Source organism: Kitasatospora sp. NPDC127035, from assembly GCF_042726075.1.
Classification (GTDB): Bacteria; Actinomycetota; Actinomycetes; order Streptomycetales; family Streptomycetaceae; genus Kitasatospora.
The window spans coordinates 1-17,454 of record NZ_JBHXDN010000036.1; the positions used below are offsets into that span (position 1 = coordinate 1).

14 protein-coding genes and 2 tRNA genes are annotated in these 17,454 nt (G+C 71.8%); 12 read left to right on the forward strand and 4 right to left on the reverse strand.

Annotated features, from left to right (window positions below; translation table 11 throughout):
* Positions 1-111 precede the first annotated feature (111 nt).
* Entirely contained in the window at positions 112-2,676 is a 2,565-nt protein-coding gene (pepN, locus tag ACFWIC_RS23740) for an aminopeptidase N (RefSeq protein WP_380364226.1), read from the reverse strand.
* 230 nt (positions 2,677-2,906) lie between these two features.
* Between pepN and ACFWIC_RS23745 the strand changes: the two genes are divergently transcribed.
* Complete coding sequence (locus ACFWIC_RS23745) at positions 2,907-3,539, forward strand: DsbA family protein (RefSeq protein WP_329883936.1); 633 nt, start codon at positions 2,907-2,909, stop codon at positions 3,537-3,539.
* 88 nt (positions 3,540-3,627) lie between these two features.
* Here ACFWIC_RS23745 and ACFWIC_RS23750 read toward each other — a convergent pair whose 3' ends face one another.
* The gene (locus ACFWIC_RS23750; protein ID WP_380519974.1) at positions 3,628-5,034 is read right to left on the reverse strand and encodes an amino acid permease; all 1,407 of its coding nucleotides are present in this window, start codon (positions 5,032-5,034) and stop codon (positions 3,628-3,630) included.
* A gap of 277 nt (positions 5,035-5,311) precedes the next feature.
* On the opposite strand from ACFWIC_RS23750, the gene ACFWIC_RS23755 reads away from it, so the two are divergent.
* From ACFWIC_RS23755 to ACFWIC_RS23770, 4 genes are all read left to right on the forward strand, one after another.
* Positions 5,312-5,926, forward strand: coding sequence for a biotin transporter BioY (locus tag ACFWIC_RS23755; protein ID WP_380519975.1), 615 nt, complete (start codon positions 5,312-5,314; stop codon positions 5,924-5,926).
* Between the two features lie 135 nt (positions 5,927-6,061).
* On the forward strand, positions 6,062-6,553 hold the full coding sequence (locus ACFWIC_RS23760) for a ribose-5-phosphate isomerase (RefSeq protein ID WP_329885115.1): 492 nt from the start codon (positions 6,062-6,064) through the stop codon (positions 6,551-6,553).
* A gap of 323 nt (positions 6,554-6,876) precedes the next feature.
* Entirely contained in the window at positions 6,877-8,106 is a 1,230-nt protein-coding gene (locus tag ACFWIC_RS23765; protein WP_329885116.1) for a PP2C family protein-serine/threonine phosphatase, read from the forward strand.
* 515 nt (positions 8,107-8,621) lie between these two features.
* Positions 8,622-8,816, forward strand: coding sequence for a hypothetical protein (locus tag ACFWIC_RS23770; RefSeq protein WP_329885117.1), 195 nt, complete (start codon positions 8,622-8,624; stop codon positions 8,814-8,816).
* Between the two features lie 105 nt (positions 8,817-8,921).
* Here the strand turns inward: ACFWIC_RS23770 and ACFWIC_RS23775 are convergent, their stop codons facing one another.
* Positions 8,922-9,731 (reverse strand): DUF6348 family protein, encoded by an 810-nt coding sequence (locus tag ACFWIC_RS23775; protein ID WP_380519976.1) that lies wholly within the window; start codon positions 9,729-9,731, stop codon positions 8,922-8,924.
* A 218-nt stretch (positions 9,732-9,949) separates the two neighbouring features.
* On the opposite strand from ACFWIC_RS23775, the gene ACFWIC_RS23780 reads away from it, so the two are divergent.
* Positions 9,950-10,501, forward strand: a complete 552-nt coding sequence (locus tag ACFWIC_RS23780; RefSeq protein ID WP_329951467.1) for a hypothetical protein — start codon at positions 9,950-9,952, stop codon at positions 10,499-10,501.
* A gap of 99 nt (positions 10,502-10,600) precedes the next feature.
* Here ACFWIC_RS23780 and ACFWIC_RS23785 read toward each other — a convergent pair.
* Positions 10,601-10,671, reverse strand: a tRNA-Gly gene (locus ACFWIC_RS23785).
* A 144-nt stretch (positions 10,672-10,815) separates the two neighbouring features.
* Here ACFWIC_RS23785 and ACFWIC_RS23790 point away from each other — a divergent pair.
* From ACFWIC_RS23790 to clpX, 6 genes are all read left to right on the forward strand, one after another.
* A tRNA-Pro gene (locus ACFWIC_RS23790) sits at positions 10,816-10,889 on the forward strand.
* A 99-nt stretch (positions 10,890-10,988) separates the two neighbouring features.
* Positions 10,989-12,476 (forward strand): MDR family MFS transporter, encoded by a 1,488-nt coding sequence (locus ACFWIC_RS23795; RefSeq protein ID WP_329951468.1) that lies wholly within the window; start codon positions 10,989-10,991, stop codon positions 12,474-12,476.
* A 256-nt stretch (positions 12,477-12,732) separates the two neighbouring features.
* Positions 12,733-14,130: a trigger factor gene (gene tig / locus ACFWIC_RS23800; protein ID WP_329885121.1), complete on the forward strand. Its 1,398-nt coding sequence runs from the start codon at positions 12,733-12,735 to the stop codon at positions 14,128-14,130.
* Positions 14,131-14,440: 310 nt separating this feature from the next.
* Positions 14,441-15,058 carry an ATP-dependent Clp protease proteolytic subunit gene (locus ACFWIC_RS23805; protein WP_380360698.1) on the forward strand — a complete coding sequence of 206 codons (618 nt, stop codon included), beginning with the start codon at positions 14,441-14,443 and terminating at the stop codon, positions 15,056-15,058.
* Between the two features lie 50 nt (positions 15,059-15,108).
* Entirely contained in the window at positions 15,109-15,771 is a 663-nt protein-coding gene (locus ACFWIC_RS23810; RefSeq protein WP_329885122.1) for an ATP-dependent Clp protease proteolytic subunit, read from the forward strand.
* A gap of 296 nt (positions 15,772-16,067) precedes the next feature.
* Positions 16,068-17,357 (forward strand): ATP-dependent Clp protease ATP-binding subunit ClpX, encoded by a 1,290-nt coding sequence (clpX, locus tag ACFWIC_RS23815; protein ID WP_329885123.1) that lies wholly within the window; start codon positions 16,068-16,070, stop codon positions 17,355-17,357.
* Positions 17,358-17,454 lie beyond the last annotated feature (97 nt).

A 17,454-nucleotide genomic window follows, 5' to 3' on the forward strand; every position in this document is an offset into this window, starting at 1 on the left:
CGGCCTCTACCAGAAGGCCACCGGCACCGTGCCGGACCGCTCCTACATGGAGATCACCGCCCTGCCCGTTCAGCACGTCCGGCCCCTCGGGTGCCGGTGCGGGAGCGGCCCTCAGACCCGGTCGCAGGCCTGCGCCCGCAGCGCCCGGGCCAGGTCGTCCCGGCGCTCCAGCACCAGCCGCCGCAGCGCGGGCGCCGCGTCCGGGTGGCCGGCGAGCCAGCCGTCCGCCTCGGCCAGCGTCGCCTCGCTCACCTGGGCCTGGGGGAAGAAGCCGCCGACGATCCGCATGGCGATCTCGATGGTCCGGTCGGCCCAGATCCGCTCCAGCAGCTTGAAGTAGGGCGCCGCGTAGAGCGAGGTCAGGTCGCGGTGCCCGGGCAGCGCGAAGCCGGCGATGTTGGCCTCGACCAGGGCGTTGGGCAGCTCGTCCGAGTCGATCACGGCGGACCAGGCGGCGGCCTTGGCCTCCGGGGTCGGCCGGGCGGCCAGGCACTGGGTGTGCTGGCGCCGGCCGCTGGCGGTGTTGTCGGTGGCGAGCTCCTCGGCGAGTTCCTCGTCGGAGGCCTGGCCGGCCGCCGCGAGCGCCAGCCAGAGCGCCCAGCGCAGCTCCTGGTCGACCTCCAGCCCGTCGATCCGGGCGGTGCCGGCCAGCAGGCCGCGGACCAGGCCCAGGTGCTCGGAGCCGTTGGCGGTCTGGGCCAGGAACCGGGCCCAGGCCAGCTGGTGGTCGCTGCCGGGGGCGGCGGCGCGCAGTTCGCGGAGCGCGCCGTCGGCGAGGAGGCGGCCGCCCTCGCCGCGCCAGGCCGGGTCGGCGTACAGGTCGACGGCGCTCTTGGCCTGGCTGTGCAGCGACTGCAGGACGCCGATGTTGGCCTCCTGGCCGGCGAACCGCAGGACGAGCGCGATGTAGTCGCGGGCCGGCATCAGGGCGTCGCGGGTGAGGTTCCAGACGGCGGACCAGGCGAGCGCGCGGGCCAGGTCGTCCTCGATGTCGCCGAGGCCGGCGCGCAGCGTCTCCAGCGATTCGGCGTCGAAGCGGATCTTGCAGTACGTGAGGTCGTCGTCGTTGAGCAGGACGAGCGCGGGCCGGGCCAGGCCGGTGGCCTCGGCCACGACGGTGCGGGCCTCGGTGACGTCGAGCTCGATCCGCCGGGTGCGGACGAGGGCGCCGTCGGCGTCCCGGTCGTAGAGGCCGACCGCGATGCGGTGCGGGCGGAGCACCTCGCCGTCCTGGTGGATGGCGAGTTCGGTGATCCGGCCCTCGGCGTCGACGGTGACCTCGGGGGTGAGCGCGTTGACGCCCGCGGTCTGCAGCCAGGCGGCGGCCCAGGACTTGAGGTCGCGGCCGCTGGTCTCCTCCAGGATGTCCAGCAGGTCGCCGAGTTCGGTGTTGCCGAAGGCGTGCCGCTTGAAGTAGCGCCGGGCGCCCTCGAAGAACGCCTCCGAACCGGCGTACGCCACCAGCTGCTTGAGCACCGAGGCGCCCTTCGCGTAGGTGATGCCGTCGAAGTTGAGCTTGGCGTCCTCCAGGTCGCGGATGTCCGCAGTGATCGGGTGGGTGGTGGGGAACTGGTCCTGTCGGTAGGCCCACGCCTTGCGCTGGTTGGCGAAGGTGACCCACGCACCCGAGTAGCGGGTCCGCGCGCCGACCAGGCCGTACGAGCCCATGAAGTCGGCGAAGGACTCCTTCAGCCAGAGGTCGTCCCACCAGCGCATGGTGACCAGGTCGCCGAACCACATGTGGGCCATCTCGTGCAGGATCACGTTGGCCCGGCCCTCGTAGGCGGCGTCGGTGACCCTCGAACGGAAGACGAACTCCTCGCGGAAGGTGACGCAGCCGGGGTTCTCCATCGCGCCGATGTTGTACTCGGGGACGAAGGCCTGGTCGTACTTGCCGAAGGGGTACGGGTAGTCGAACTGCTCGTGGAAGAAGTCGAGGCCGAGCTTGGTGACGCCGAGGATCTCGTCGGCGTCGAAGGAGGGGGCGAGCGAGCGGCGGCACATCGCCGAGAGCGGGATCTCCAGCACGGTGCCGTCGGCGAGGGTGCGGCTGTAGTGGTCGCGGGCGACGTGGTACGGACCGGCGACCACGGCGGTGAGGTAGGTGGAGATCGGCCGGGTCGGCGCGAACTCCCAGGTGCGCGCGGCACCGTCCTCGGTGACGTTCTCGTGCGGCGCGTTGGACCAGACGTTCCAGGCGGCCGGCGCGGTCACGGTGAAGGTGAACGGCGCCTTCAGGTCGGGCTGCTCGAAGGTCGCGAAGACCCGGCGGGCGTCGGCCGGCTCGTAGTGGGTGTAGAGGTAGGTCTCGCCGTCGACCGGGTCGGTGAACCGGTGCAGGCCCTCGCCGGTGCGGCTGTAGGCGCAGTCGGCGTCGACGACGAGGACGTTCTCCGCGGCGAGGCCGTCGAGGTGCACCCGGGCGCCGTCGAAGGCGGTGGCGGGGTCGAGGGCGCGGCCGTTGAGGGTGACGGCGCGGACGCCTGCGGCGAGCAGGTCGAGGAAGGTCGACGCCCCCGGCTCGGTGCAGCGGAAGGCGACGGTGGTGGTGGACCGGAAGGTCGCGGCCGCGGGGTCGGTGGCCGAGGTCACGTCCAGCCGGACCCGGTACGCGTCCACGCCCAGGATGCTGGCCCGCTGCTGGGCTTCGTCGCGGCTCAGGTTCTTGCCCGGCACGGCGGTACTCCTTTGTCCGGCTCGCACGGTGGTGCGGTCTTCGGCGGTGCGGTTGGTGCGGCGCTGTGGTGTCGCGGGGGCATCCTTTCACGCCCCTCACGTCGGTACCATTGCACAACTCGGGTCGGCGGCCCGGAATCAGCGGTGTCGGGCGGGCGTTGGCGCTGGGTGGGATGCCCCGTGCGGGCCCGCACCACCGACTTCCGGATCTCTCTCGAAGGACGACAGCCGTGACGACTGCCGCTGAGCGCAAGACCGCCGACTTCTGGTTCGACCCGGCCTGTCCGTGGGCCTGGATGACGTCCCGCTGGCTGATCGAGGTGCAGCAGCTCCGCCCGGTGGACGTGAACTGGCACGTGATGAGCCTGTCCGTGCTGAACGAGCACCGCGACCTGCCGGAGAAGTACCGGGAGCTGCTGGACAACGCGTGGGGCGCGGTGCGGGTCTGCATCGCCGCCGCGCAGCAGCACGGCGACGAGGTGCTGGGCCGGCTCTACACGGAGCTGGGCACCCGTTTCCACAACCAGGGACTGCCGCAGAACCGGGAGACCGTCGAGGCGGCGCTGGTCGCGGCGGGTCTGCCGGTCGAGCTGGCGGACGCGGCGGACACCGACGCGTACGACGAGGCCCTGCGCGCCTCGCACAAGGAGGGCATCACGCTGGTCGGCGAGGACGTCGGCACCCCGGTGATCGCGGTCGAGGGCGCCGACGGCGAGCGGGTGGCGTTCTTCGGTCCGGTGGTCACCCCGATACCGCGCGGCGAGGCGGCGGCGCGGCTCTGGGACGGCACCCTGCTGGTCGCCGGCACCCCGGGCTTCTACGAGATCAAGCGGACCCGTACGGCCAGCCCGTCCTTCGAGTAGGCCGCACCCGCGTACGACGAGGGCCCGGAACCGCGTTCGCGGCGGTTCCGGGCCCTCTCCGTGTCCTGCGGCCGGGTCGGCCCCGCGGTCAGCCGCGGGCGGCGTCCCGGCGCTGCTTGAGCAGGCCCGCCCCGCTGAGCAGCGCGACCAGCACGCCGGCCGCGTACAGCTGCTGGCGGTTGCCCTCGGTGGTGGTCATCAGGGCGAGGATGCCGACCACGGCGGCCATCGCCACCCAGGTCAGGTACGGGAAGCCCCACATCTTCACGGTGAGCAGCTCGGGCGACTCGCGCTCCAGCCGGCGGCGCATCCGCAGCTGCACGAGGCAGATGAAGAGCCAGACCACCAGGATGGCGACGCCGGTGGTGTTCATCAGCCAGGTGAAGACGGTGTCCGGCCAGAACTTGGAGGCCAGTACGGCGCCGAAGCCGAACAGGCAGGAGGCGATCACGGCCAGGCGCGGCACTCCGCCGCTGACCTTGGCCAGCGCCTTCGGGCCCTGACCGCGGGCGACCAGCGAGTAGGCCATCCGGGAGGAGCCGTAGATGTTGGCGTTCATCGCGGAGAGCAGGGCGATCAGCACCACGATCTCCATGATCGTCCCGGCGCCGGGCACGCTCAGGTGTTGCAGCACGGTGACGTAGGGGCCGTTCTCGACGACCGACGGGTCCTTCCACGAGACCAGGGTCACGACCAGCGCCATCGAGCCGATGTAGAAGATCGCGATCCGCCAGACCGCGGTGCGCACCGCGTTGGCGACGTTCTTCCGGGGGTCCTCGGACTCGGCCGCCGCGATGGTGACGGTCTCCAGACCGCCGTAGGCGAAGACGGAGGCGAGCAGGCCGACGATCAGGCCGTCGATCCCGTTGGGCAGGAAGCCGCCCTGGCCGGTGAGGTTGGCGGTGCCGGGGGCGCCGGGGCCGAGCACACCGGCGATGCCGAGCCCGCCGAGCACCAGGAAGGCGAGGATCGCGGCGACCTTGACGGCGGCGAACCAGAACTCGAACTCGCCGAAGTTCTTCACCGCGGTGAGGTTGCTGGCGCAGAAGAAGACCATGAACAGGGCGACCCAGACCCAGGCGGAGACACCGGGGATCCAGCCGTTGACGATGCGCCCGGCGGCGGTGGCCTCGGCGGCGACGCCGCAGCAGAGCATCACCCAGTACATCCAGCCGGCGGTGATCCCGGCCCAGGGGCCGATCTCCTTCTCGGCGTGCACCGAGAAGGAGCCGGAGGCCGGGCGGGCGGCCGACATCTCGCCGAGCATCCGCATGATCAGCATGACCAGCAGGCCGGAGAGGACGAAGGCCAGGATGATCGCCGGACCGGCCGCCGCGATTCCCGCGCCGGAGCCGACGAAGAGGCCGGCGCCGATGACCCCGCCGAGCGCGATCATCGAGAGGTGGCGCTGCTTGAGCCCGTGGGAGAGCTGCTGGCCGCCGGCCGGGGGAGCGGGCGTGGTCCCGGGCGCCGGGGGCGCGGAGGTACAGGCCATGGGGAAGGGATCCAGACTGTTCGACATGCGGTGCGAGTTGCCCAATATCCGGTGACAAGGCTGTCCATGCCAAGGATGCCCCGATCCGGACCAGTATGCGGACCGGATCGTGACGCAGACCTTCGCCGTCCGTCACGTTCCGTCGCTCCCGGAGGCCGGACCCGACAAGGCGGGTGGCCGGGGCTTTGTCCGGATCCCTGACGGTGCCCGGCGTGATCGACGCGTAGGTTCACAGGTGTTCACTCACCTGAACGGACGAACCGAGGAGACAAGCCCGATGGCCACCGCCAGCACCCCGACCGCCGGTACCCCCACCCTGAACCGTGCCGTCCTCGCCGATCTGCTGCCCGCCGGGGGCACCCGGCTCGGCACCCAGGCGCGCGACCTGGCCCTGGTGGCCGGCGGCGCCGCGCTCACCGGACTGGCCGCCCAGCTGTCGGTGAACGTCGCAGGCTCCCCCGTGCCGGTCACCGGCCAGACCTTCGCCGCCCTGCTGGTCGGCACCGCGCTCGGGGCCCGGCGCGGCATCGCCTCGCTCGCCCTCTACCTGCTCGCCGGCATGGCGGGCCTGCCGTGGTTCGCGCAGACCGCCTCCGGCTGGTCGATCCCCTCGCTCGGCTACCCGATCGGCTTCGTGCTGGCCGCGGGCCTCGTCGGCGCGCTGGCCCGCCGCGGCGCCGACCGCTCCCCGCTGCGCACCGCGGCGGCGATGGTCCTCGGCAGCCTCGCGATCTACGCCGTCGGCGTCCCGTACCTGGCCTTCGCACTGGACGTGTCGCTGGGCCGCGCCGCCGAGCTCGGCCTCTACCCCTACCTGGTCGGGGACGCCCTGAAGGCCGCGCTGGCGGCCGGCGCCCTCCCGCTGGCCTGGAAGCTGCTCGGCCGCCGGTAGGGGAACCGGGACGCCGGTCGGCGACCGCGTCGCCGGCGGGGAACCGACCGCCACCGGGAACCGACCTGCCGGTTCCGTCCGGCTCGTCCGGCCCCCTGCGGAGCCCGGGTCCACCCGCATGCCACACTCATGGGCATGCGCGTGTACCTGGGCTCCGACCATGCCGGATACGAACTCAAGAACCACCTCGTGGAGTGGCTGAAGGAGGCCGGCCACGAGCCGGTCGACTGCGGGCCGCACATCTACGACGCCCTTGACGACTACCCGCCGTTCTGCCTGCGCGCCGCCGAGCGCACGGCCTCCGACAAGGAGGCGCTGGGCATCGTGATCGGCGGCTCGGGCAACGGTGAGGCGATCGCCGCCAACAAGGTCAAGGGCGTCCGTGCGGCGCTGGCCTGGAGCGAGCAGACCGCCGCTCTCGGCCGCGAGCACAACAACGCCAACGTGATCTCCATCGGTGGCCGTATGCACACCCAGGAGGAGGCCACCCGGTTCGTCGAGGTCTTCCTCGGCACCCCGTACAGCGGCGACGAGCGGCACACCCGCCGGATCGACATGCTGAGCGTCTACGAGATCACCGGGGAGCTCCCGCCGATCCCGGCCCACCACCCGCAGCAGGAGGGCTGACCCCTCCCGCCCGTCCCCCCGCAACCCTCCCGGCGACCGGCCGCGCCCCGCAGGCGCGGCCGGTCGCCGTACGTTCGGGACCCGCGAGCCCCTGTGTGATCGGCCACAGCACCCGCCCCGGTGCACAGCGCGCCACAGTGCCCGCACGCGGGGCGCGTGCGCCGCGCGGGCGGTTCGTACGCCCAACCGGCGCACGCCTCCTGACGCACCGGTCGCCGCCCGCCGCAATCGGCCGAAACCCGCTGACGGGCCCGCGGCACGGCGAAGCCGCCCGTGTCCTGGCCGTCGACGCCGACCGCGACCGCTGGATATGGTCGGTCCCCATGGCTGGCAGACCGCCGGGCTCACCGCCCCAGACGACTGCGACGAGGCCCGGCGCCGCCACGGCGTCCGACCCCGTGACGGCCCGGTTGCGCAAGAGGCTCCGCCGGGTCCGCCGAAGGCTGCGCACCGCCGGGGTCGACTACTTCCGCGGCGGCGCCGCCGACTGGCCGGTGCTCTGCGCGCTCGCCCTGCTGGTGCCGCTGCTGATCCTGCTCAACATCTGGTGGCCCGCCTGGGCCCCGCCCACCGCCCTGGTGCTGCCGATCCTGGCCGCCGCCCTGCTGCTGCGCCCCGGCTCCCTGGTGGTGCTCTACGCGCTGGCCGCCCTGGGCCTCTCCGCCGAGTCGGTGATCCACACCGGGCAGCGGGTGGCCAGTGACAACCCCGAGGCCTACACCTACGGGGTCACCCCCGGCGCCGCCCTGGTGGTCGGCGCGGCCGGGGTCGGCGGTCTGCTGCTGGCCCAGTTCCGCAGCCGGGTCGGCGTGCCCTGGTGGGGCGGCTCGACCATGCTCTTCGACCTGCGCGAGCGGCTTCGGGTGCAGAGCCGGGTGCCCCGGCTGCCGGACGGCTGGCACGCCGACATGGCGCTGCGCCCGGCCGGCGGGCAGTCCTTCTCGGGCGACTTCGTGGTCGCCGACCGGACCGGCCCGGGCCGGCGGGTGCTGGAGGTCGTCCTCGCGGACGTCTCCGGCAAGGGCATGGACGCCGGCTCCCGGGCGCTGCTGCTCTCCGGCGCCTTCGGCGGGCTGCTCGGCTCCCTGCCCGCGCACGACTTCCTGCCCGCCGCCAACGGCTACCTGCTCCGGCAGTCCTGGGAGGAGGGCTTCGCCACCGCCGTCCACCTGGTGCTGGACCTGGACACCGGGGAGTACGAGCTGCTCTCGGCCGGACACCTGCCGGGGATGCAGCGGCTGGCCGGCGCCGGCCGCTGGGACCTCAAGGAGGCCGCGGACGGCCCGGCGCTCGGCATCTACGACGGCGCGAAGTTCGAGGGCGTGCGCGGGCGGCTGAACCGCGGCGACGTCCTGATGCTCTGCACCGACGGCATGGTCGAGGCGCCCGGCCGGGACCTCTCCGAGGGCATGGACCGGCTGATGGGCGAGGCGGACCGGCTGGTGCCGGGCAGCGGTCCGGGCACGGGCGGCGGAGCGGCCGCCCGGCTGATCGAGACGGTCGCCCGGGACATCAACGACGACCGTGCGGTGCTGCTGCTCTGGCGCGACTGACGGCCCGTCGCCCGGCCCCGGGCGAGGTCGCGGGCACCGTCGCGCGGAGGCACATGCCAACGGCAGCTGCTGTCAAGCCTGGGAGCTGATCTTCGGCCAATTCCGGTGCCCCGGCGGCAGAGCGGACCAGCGGGTTCCGGTCCGGCCCCCCGGACGTTTCCCGGCCGCTCAGCGGTGCCCCGCCGATGATTCGTCAGAACGTCTCGACTATCGTCTCGGTCGGCGGAAACTCGTCTCGCATCGCAGGATATCGGCGTTCGGCTGACAGTCAGACCTTTACGCAATCGGCACGGTCGACCACACTGAGTCCGGGCGGGACTGTTCAGGATTCGGGGGATGGGGGGCGTCACATGCGGCACGACGGGCACCGTGCGGCCGTACCGGGCTCCTCCTCCGGCCTCGACGTGCCGGGCGATCTGCCGTTCCGCCTCGGGACCGTCGGACAGGCCGGGGTCCGGCTTCGCAGGGGCTGTCAGCCGGTGGCACCCCGATACGAATCGAGGAAGTGAGTCCGGGTGGCACTCTCCGTCTCCGCTCTGGTCCTGTTCGGCATCGTCTGCTTCATCTTCATCCGCAACAAGCAGCTGAAGACTGGGCACTTCATCCTGGCCGCGCTGTTCGGGTTCATGCTCAACCAGAGCACGGCCGCCAAGCCGATCCAGGACTTCCTGGCGCAGGTCGCCAAGTCCATCTCCAACATCGCCAGCTGACCCGGGTCGGCCGACGCAGGCCGATCCGACGCGGCCGGTCCGACGCATGCCCCTGGCCGCGTCCGGGTCCGGACGCGAGCCGGTGGGCCGAGGAGCGGCCGTCCGTCAGCGGCCGGCGCGTCTCGCCTGCCGCCATCGGGCGAACAGGCCCTGCGGGCGCGCCGCCGCCACGGCCGCCGGCCGGGCCGCCGCGACCTCGCCGGCACCGGCCGGCGCGGCCGTCGGCACCGCCGTGCCCTGGGCCGTCAGCACCGCGAACAGTCGCGCCCAGCACAGCCGTTCGCCGCGTGGCCAGTCCAGCGCGCGCAGCGCCGCCGATGCCGCCTCGGAGACCTCTCCGTCGACCCGGACCTCGGCGACGTCGTCCCCCGCCTTGCCGCCCAGGAACAGCTTGACCCCGTGCGGCCTCCGTCCGCCCCGCCCGTCCGGTCCGCCCAGCGCGGGCAGCAGGGCGGGCGCCAGCGCCGGCAGGACCCGGTGCTCGGCCAGCCAGCCGGCCAGCCGCTCGTTGCCGAACCCGAACACCGCCGCCGGTCCCTGGACGGCGTGCCAGCCGGGCAGCTCGGGATGGTCGGCGTGGTCGCCGTGCCTGCCGCCGCCCTCCCGCAGCTCGACCATGGCCGAGGCGGTCGTGGTCGCCCACATCCGCACCGCGCTGTCGAGCTTCTCCTCCTCGGTCTTGCCGAGACCGGCCGTGCAGTCCCAGACCACCGGCGCGTCGGCCCGGCCGAGTTCCAGCACGTAGCCGAGGTCGACATGGCCGGCGCCCTCGCCGCCCGGGTGCTCGCGGACGGCGACCGCGGTCGTCCCCGGGCCGCGCACCACCTCGCCGTCGACGGTGAACTGCTGCCCGAGGCGCCCCATCTCCCGGACCACGGATCGCTGTATGACGGCCAGTCGGTCCTGAGGGCGCACGGGGACTCCTCCACTCTCGGGCTCCGAACGTCGCGAACCTCCGTCGAACTGCTTTCGAACGCCGCCGAGGCTATCGGCCCGGAGGCTCCCCGGGAAACCGCACCGCGGCCGCCGCCGGCCCGGGGCCGAGCCCCCACGAGGCGCGCTCCGGTCGCAGAAATGCCCCCTATGCACCATTTTGGGTAGCGGAAACCATCGGCCCCGCCGGGAGAACCCGCATGCCCCGCACCGAACTGACGCCGCCTCCTGTCCTGTTCGCCCCGGACCGGCCGACCCCGGGCGGCTCCGGCCTGGTCGCCGAGATCGAGGCGTACCTGGCCACGCTGCCCGCCCCCGCGCGCACGCCGGTCCCGTACGTCTGCCCGCTCGGCTCCGCGCTCCGCCCCTGGTACGCGGGGCACCGGGTGCCCCGGGCCACCCTGCTGGACCGGGCGCTCCGCCGCCCGCCCCGCCCCGCGCCGGTGACCGCCGCCGAGCACCTCGGCCTCGCCTCCCGGTACATCGCCGCCCACGGCTGGCTCCAGGGCGCGATGTGGGACGCGGACGGCCGGGTCTGCCTGCTCGGTGCGCAGGCCGCCGTCCTGGCCCACGGCTTCGGCACCCCGGCGACGGTCCGCACCGCCCGGGTCCAGTTGATGGAGGTCCTGCACGCCACCGGTCGTCCGGTGAACTCCCCGGACGAGTACAACGACCGGCCCGCCACCCGGCAGTCCGACGTCCACCGGCTGCTCGACCGGGCCGCCGCCCGGGCGGCCCGGCTGGGCCTCTGACCCGCGGTCGGGAGGGGGGAGGGCCCGCGCGCGGGGCCCGCCGGGGTACGCGAACGGCCCCGGAGCGATGCGGGGCATCACTCCGGGGCCGGACTTCTGAGCGGGCGACGAGAATCGAACTCGCGTGACTAGTTTGGAAGACTAGGGCTCTACCATTGAGCTACGCCCGCGCGATCCCCCGGCCGTTGCCGGACGGAAGGTCGGGAACAGCGTACCTGGTTCGGTCGGCTGCGTGCACACCACATTCGTTTCGGGGGCTCGGAATATCTCGCCGAACCGGCAGGGCACGGCGTGTACGCTTCCTCTCGGCACCACGGGGTGTGGCGCAGTTTGGTAGCGCGTCCGCTTTGGGAGCGGAAGGCCGTCGGTTCGAATCCGGTCACCCCGACAGTGCGCAGGGTCTCGTCGTCGACGAGGCCCTGTTGTCGTTTCCGGGTCCCGTCCGGCATCGTGGGTGGTTGATTTTTCATTTATCCAGGAGCCCTCGATGCGCAGCCCGACACGGACGAACCCGGCGCGGATGAACCCCAAGATCGCGGTCGGCGTCGTCTTCGTCGCCGCGCTGTTCATGTCGATCATGGACACCACGATCGTCAACGTGGCCCTGCCCGCGATCGGCCGCGAGTTCGGCACCGATCCGGCCGGAGTCGGCGTGATCAACGTCGGCTACCTGGTCAGCCTGGCCGTCTTCGTCCCGCTCTCCGGCTGGCTCGGCGACCGGTACGGCACCCGCCGGGTCTTCCTCCTCTCGCTGGCCCTGTTCACCGTCGCCTCGCTGCTCTGCGGTGCGGCCGGCTCGATGACCTCGCTCACCCTGTACCGGGTCCTCCAGGGTGCGGCCGGCGGCCTGCTCACCCCGGTCGGGATGACCATGCTCTTCCGGGCCTTCCCCCAGGAGGAGCGGATGCGCGCCACCCGGGTGCTGATGCTGCCGACCGCCGTCGCCCCCGCCGCCGGGCCGGTGCTCGGCGGCTGGCTGGTGGACGGCTGGTCCTGGCACTGGGTCTTCATCGTCAACGTGCCGGTCGGCCTCGCCGCCCTCGTCTTCGGCGTGCTCTTCCTGCCCGACTACCGCGCCGAGCGGGTCGGCCGGTTCGACGCGGCCGGTTTCCTGCTCTCCGCCGTCGGCTTCGGCGCCACGATGTACGCGCTCTCCGAGGGCGCGTCGGAGGGCTGGGGGAGCGCACGGATCCTCGTCTCGGCGCTCGGCGGGCTGTTCGCGCTCGTCGCCCTGGTCGTGGTCGAGCTGCGCCGCCCCGAGCCGATGCTCGACCTGCGGCTCTTCCGGGACCGGATCTTCCGCACCACCAACCTGCTCTCGCTCTTCTCCGGCGCGGCCTTCCTCGGCATGCTCTACCTCTTCCCGCTGCTCATGCAGGACGCGCTCGGCATGGACGCCCTGCACAGCGGTCTGATGGTGTTCCCGGAAGCGCTCGGTGTGATGCTCGCCTCCCAGGTGGCGGGCCGGCTCTACCCGCGGTTCGGCCCGCGCCGGCTCCTCGTCGCGGGCGCCGCCGTGGTGTCCGGCTGCCTCGCCCTGATGGCCGCGATCGGGCCGGAGAGCAACCTCTGGGCCGTCCGCGTGCTGCTCTTCGTCACCGGTTTCGCGATGGCGCACGTCTTCATGCCCTCGCAGACCGCCGCGTTCTCCACCGTCGCCCCGGCCGACACCGGCGCCGCCTCCACCCTCTACAACGCCCAGCGGCAGCTGGGATCGGCGCTCGGTGTCGCCGTCCTCGGCACCGTCCTCACCGCCGTCGGACCGTTCGCCGTGAACGCCTCGGGTACGCCCGTGGCGAACCTCGTCGCCTACCGCGCGGCCTTCCTCACCGCCGCCGGGCTGGCCCTGCTGGCAGCCCTGATCGCCTTGCTGGTGCGGGACTCCGACGCTGCGGCGACCATGCGTCCGGCCCCCGGCCGGGAGGGTGCGGGTCCCGCCCGGGAACCCGCCCCGGAGCCCGTCGGCAGGGCCTGAGCGGCCCCTGGCGGCGTCGCCCTGGCGTCCGCCTTTCGTGGTACCGGTAGGATGGGGCGCTGGCGGTAGTCCCTGCGGCGTCCACCCAGGTCAACCGCATGAGGGCGAGGAGTCACGCTCACCGTCCACCCCCCACGGGAGATGCAGCTCCAACCGCCCATCGCCCGTCTCGCCCGATCCGTCCGCTTACCGGCCCCAGGCCGGTGGCCGGGGAGGGCGGAGACAACCTGACCGCAAGCCCATAGGAGACCCAACCGTGAAGAGCGCCGTCGAGACTCTGAACCCGACCCGGGTTCGACTCACCGTCGAGGTGCCCTTCGAGGAGCTCAAGCCCAGCCTCGACGCGGCGTACAAGAAGATCAACCAGCAGGTCTCGGTCCCGGGCTTCCGCAAGGGCAAGATCCCGAACCGTGTCATCGACCAGCGCTTCGGCCGTGGTGCCGTGCTGGAAGAGGCCGTCAACGACGCCCTGCCGCGCTTCTACACGCAGGCCGTCGACGAGGGCAAGATCGAGGTCCTCGGCCAGCCCGACATCACCAACATCGAGGGTGTCGAGAAGATCGCCGACGGCGGTGACCTGAAGTTCACCGCAGAGGTGGACATCCGCCCGGAGATCACCCTTCCGGACTTCTCGACCATCGAGGTCACCGTCGACCCGATCGCGGTCACCGACGAGGACATCGACAAGTCCCTGGAGCAGCTGCGCGAGCGCTTCTCCTCGGTCAAGGACGTCGAGCGCGCCGCGGCCGACGGCGACACCGTGGTCGTCGACCTGGAGGCCAAGGTCGACGGCGAGGTGCCCGATGACGGCACCGCCGCCGGCGTGAGCTACGAGATCGGCTCGGGCCGTCTGATCGACGGCATCGACGAGGCCGTCATCGGCCTGGAGGCCGGTGGCACCGCCACCTTCTCCACCGAGCTCAAGGGTGGCACCCAGGCGGGCAAGACCTCCGAGGTCACCGTCACCGTCACCGCCGTCCAGGAGAAGGAGCTGCCGGAGCTGGACGACGAGTTCGCCCAGCTGGCCAGCGAGTTCGACACCCTGGAGGACCTGCGTGGCGACTCCCGCAAGCGCCTGGAGCGCATGAAGGAGTACGACCAGGCCACCCAGGCCCAGGAGAAGGTGCTGGACGCGCTGCTCGGCCTGGTCGAGATCGAGTTCCCGGAGAAGCTCCTCAAGGACGAGATCGAGACCCGCAAGCACAACCTGGAGCACCACCAGCTGGAGCCGATGGGCCTCGACCTCAAGACCTACCTGGAGACCCAGGGCAAGTCGGAGGAGGAGTACCTCGGTGAGCTGGAGGAGCAGGCGAAGAAGGGCATCAAGACCCAGTTCGTCCTGGACCAGATCGTCGCCGACGAGGAGCTCAACGTCTCCCAGGAGGAGCTGACCGAGCACCTCATCCGCCGTGCCGCCGGTTCGGGCCTGACCCCGGACCAGTTCGCGCAGCAGGTCGTCCAGGGTGGCCAGGTGCCGCTGCTGGTCGGCGAGGTCGCCCGCGGCAAGGCGCTGGCCACGGTGGTCGAGGCCGCCAAGGTCGTCGACACCGAGGGCAACGAGATCAACTTCGACGACGACGAGACCGACGAGTCGGCTCAGACCGTCGAGGCCCCGGCCGCCGAGGCCGAGGCCGAGGAGAAGACCGAGGCCTGACCTCCCCGGTCGCCCTGAGGCGCGACAGCGGGCCCGGACGCCGTACGGCGTCCGGGCCCGCTGTGTTCCCGGCCGCGCCCGCGGCGTTCCGTGCCGCGTTCCCGGTGCCGCCGGGCCCGTCGGGCGTGAACCCTGCGCTCACAGCGAACAGTTCTGCGTGAGGGATTCAGTGGCCCGGCCTGCGCGTTAGGGTCCATGGACAGCAACAATCACGACGTGATACCCGGAAGCTGTGCGACACCGTGACGGTCGCGGAGCGACCGTCCAAATCGACTGAGCAGGTGGCTAAGTGACGTACCCGCAGATGCAGATGCCCGGCCCGATGGCGCCGCACGCCGCCTCTGGTGACGTGCTGGGCGGCCTCGGCGACCAGGTCTACAACCGGCTGCTCAACGAGCGGATCATCTTCCTCGGCCAGCAGGTCGACGACGACATCGCCAACAAGATCACCGCCCAGCTCCTGCTGCTGGCCGCGGACCCGGACAAGGACATCTTCCTCTACATCAACTCCCCGGGCGGCTCGATCTCGGCCGGCATGGCGATCTACGACACCATGCAGTACATCAAGAACGACGTCGTCACCATCGCGATGGGCATGGCCGCCTCGATGGGCCAGTTCCTGCTGACCGCGGGTGCCAAGGGCAAGCGCTTCTCGCTGCCCAACGCCAACATCCTGATGCACCAGCCCTCCGCCGGCCTCGGCGGTTCGGCCACCGACATCCGCATCCAGGCCGAGCAGCTGCTCCGCACCAAGAAGCGGATGTCCGAGCTGATCGCCTTCCACAGCGGCCAGTCCTTCGAGCAGATCACCTCGGACTCCGACCGTGACCGCTGGTTCACCCCGGAGGAGGCCCTGGAGTACGGGCTGATCGACGCGATCATGCACAGCGCCGCGGACGTCCCCGGCGGCGGCGGCACGGGCGCCTGAGCCTGGCCCACGAGACCACAGCCACAACGCTCCGGAGGACAAGAACCCCCATGAACATCCCCAGCCTCTCCAGTGCCAAGGCGCGCGTCGAGGACATGCGAGCCGAGGGTCGCTACATCGTCCCGCGGTTCGTCGAGCGCACCTCGCAGGGCATCCGCGAGTACGACCCGTACGCCAAGCTGTTCGAGGAGCGCATCATCTTCCTCGGCTCGCAGGTGGACGACGTGTCGGCCAACGACATCATGGCGCAGCTGCTCTGCCTGGAGTCGATGGACCCGGACCGCGAGATCCAGATGTACATCAACTCGCCCGGCGGCTCGTTCACGGCCCTGACGGCCATCTACGACACCATGCAGTACGTCAAGCCGGACATCACCACCGTCTGCATGGGCCAGGCGGCCTCGGCGGCGGCCGTGCTGCTGGCGGCCGGCACCCCCGGCAAGCGGATGGCGCTGCCGAACGCCCGCATCCTGATCCACCAGCCGTACACGGAGACCGGCCGCGGCCAGGTGTCCGACCTGGAGATCCAGGCCCGGGAGATCTTCCGGATGCGCGAGCAGCTGGAGGAGATGCTGTCGAAGCACTCCAACAAGTCGGTGGAGCAGGTCCGCGACGACATCGAGCGCGACAAGATCCTGACCGCCGAGGAGGCCGTCGAGTACGGTCTGATCGACCTGGTCATCTCCACCCGCAAGGCCTCGCTGACCTCCTGAGGCCGGCAAGGGTCCCGCTCACCCGGCACCGGGCGGGCGGGACCGCGAGGACGGAGCTCCTGGGCGGGGCGTGCGGCAGGTCCGCGCGCCCCGCCCCGGCACACCGGCGGCTCCCGCAACGGCATCTGTTCGGTATCAATTCGCCCAGGGCGTAGGGCAGACCCGGCGAAGAGGACGGAATCAGCGGCTCGGCAGAGTACCGTCGGATAGCGAGACCGATTCGCCGTCGGCGTCGACGGTCCACAGCACCAGGCCCCGGAACCCCCGCGGGGCCCCTGGCGAAGGGGAAGCACCTCGTGGCACGCATCGGAGACGGTGGCGACCTGCTCAAGTGCTCGTTCTGCGGCAAGTCGCAGAAGCAGGTGAAGAAGCTGATCGCCGGCCCAGGCGTGTACATCTGCGACGAGTGCATCGACTTGTGCAACGAGATCATCGAGGAGGAGCTCGCCGAGACCTCCGAGGTGCGCTTCGAGGAACTGCCGAAGCCACGCGAGATCTACGAGTTCCTGGACCAGTACGTGGTCGGCCAGGATCTCGCCAAGAAGGCGCTGTCGGTGGCCGTCTACAACCACTACAAGCGGGTCCAGGCGGGTGAGGCCGGCCGCAGCGGCGGCAACGGCCGCGAGGACGCCATCGAGCTGGCCAAGTCCAACATCCTGCTGCTCGGGCCGACCGGCTCCGGCAAGACGCTGCTGGCGCAGACCCTGGCCCGGATGCTGAACGTGCCGTTCGCGATCGCCGACGCCACCGCGCTGACCGAGGCCGGGTACGTCGGCGAGGACGTCGAGAACATCCTGCTGAAGCTGATCCAGGCGGCGGACTACGACGTCAAGAAGGCCGAGACCGGGATCATCTACATCGACGAGATCGACAAGGTCGCCCGAAAGAGCGAGAACCCGTCGATCACCCGTGACGTCTCCGGCGAGGGCGTGCAGCAGGCGCTGCTGAAGATCCTGGAGGGCACCACCGCCTCGGTGCCGCCGCAGGGGGGCCGCAAGCACCCGCACCAGGAGTTCATCCAGATCGACACCACCAACGTGCTGTTCATCGTGGGTGGCGCGTTCGCCGGCCTGGAGCGGATCATCGAGGGCCGGGCGGGTGCCAAGGGCATCGGCTTCGGCGCCACCATCCGCTCCAAGCGCGAGGTGGACTCGAGCGACCACTTCCGTCAGGTGATGCCGGAGGACCTGGTCAAGTTCGGCATGATCCCCGAGTTCATCGGCCGCCTCCCGGTGATCACCAGCGTGCACAACCTGGACCGCGAGGCGCTCCTGCAGATCCTCACCGAGCCGAAGAACGCGCTGGTCAAGCAGTACCGCAAGCTCTTCGAACTGGACGGCGTGGAGCTGGAGTTCTCCCGGGACGCGCTGGAGGCGATCGCCGACCAGGCGATCCTGCGCGGCACCGGCGCGCGCGGTCTGCGGGCCATCATGGAGGAGGTGCTGATGTCCGTGATGTACGAGGTCCCCTCGCGTCAGGACGTCGCCCGCGTGGTGGTGACCGGGGACGTCGTCTCCAAGCACGCCATCCCCACCCTGGTGCCGCGCGACATGATCAAGCGGGAGCGGCGCGACAAGAGCGCCTGACCTGCCGCACGTCGTCGGCCGGGGGCCCCGGAACCGTTCACGGTTCCGGGGCCCCCGCCGTGCGGTCCGGGCCGCTCCGGGGGCCCGTCCCGGCGCC

Bases quoted from the DNA above. Each gene is read 5' to 3' on its own strand.
- ACFWIC_RS23750 (WP_380519974.1), bottom strand. From the start codon at position 5,034: ATGGCCTGTACCTCCGCGCCCCCGGCGCCCGGGACCACGCCCGCTCCC.
- ACFWIC_RS23755 (WP_380519975.1), top strand. From the start codon at position 5,312: ATGGCCACCGCCAGCACCCCGACCGCCGGTACCCCCACCCTGAACCGT.
- ACFWIC_RS23760 (WP_329885115.1), top strand. From the start codon at position 6,062: ATGCGCGTGTACCTGGGCTCCGACCATGCCGGATACGAACTCAAGAAC.
- ACFWIC_RS23765 (WP_329885116.1), top strand. From the start codon at position 6,877: ATGGCTGGCAGACCGCCGGGCTCACCGCCCCAGACGACTGCGACGAGG.
- ACFWIC_RS23780 (WP_329951467.1), top strand. From the start codon at position 9,950: ATGCCCCGCACCGAACTGACGCCGCCTCCTGTCCTGTTCGCCCCGGAC.
- ACFWIC_RS23795 (WP_329951468.1), top strand. From the start codon at position 10,989: ATGCGCAGCCCGACACGGACGAACCCGGCGCGGATGAACCCCAAGATC.
- ACFWIC_RS23805 (WP_380360698.1), top strand. From the start codon at position 14,441: ATGCCCGGCCCGATGGCGCCGCACGCCGCCTCTGGTGACGTGCTGGGC.
- ACFWIC_RS23810 (WP_329885122.1), top strand. From the start codon at position 15,109: ATGAACATCCCCAGCCTCTCCAGTGCCAAGGCGCGCGTCGAGGACATG.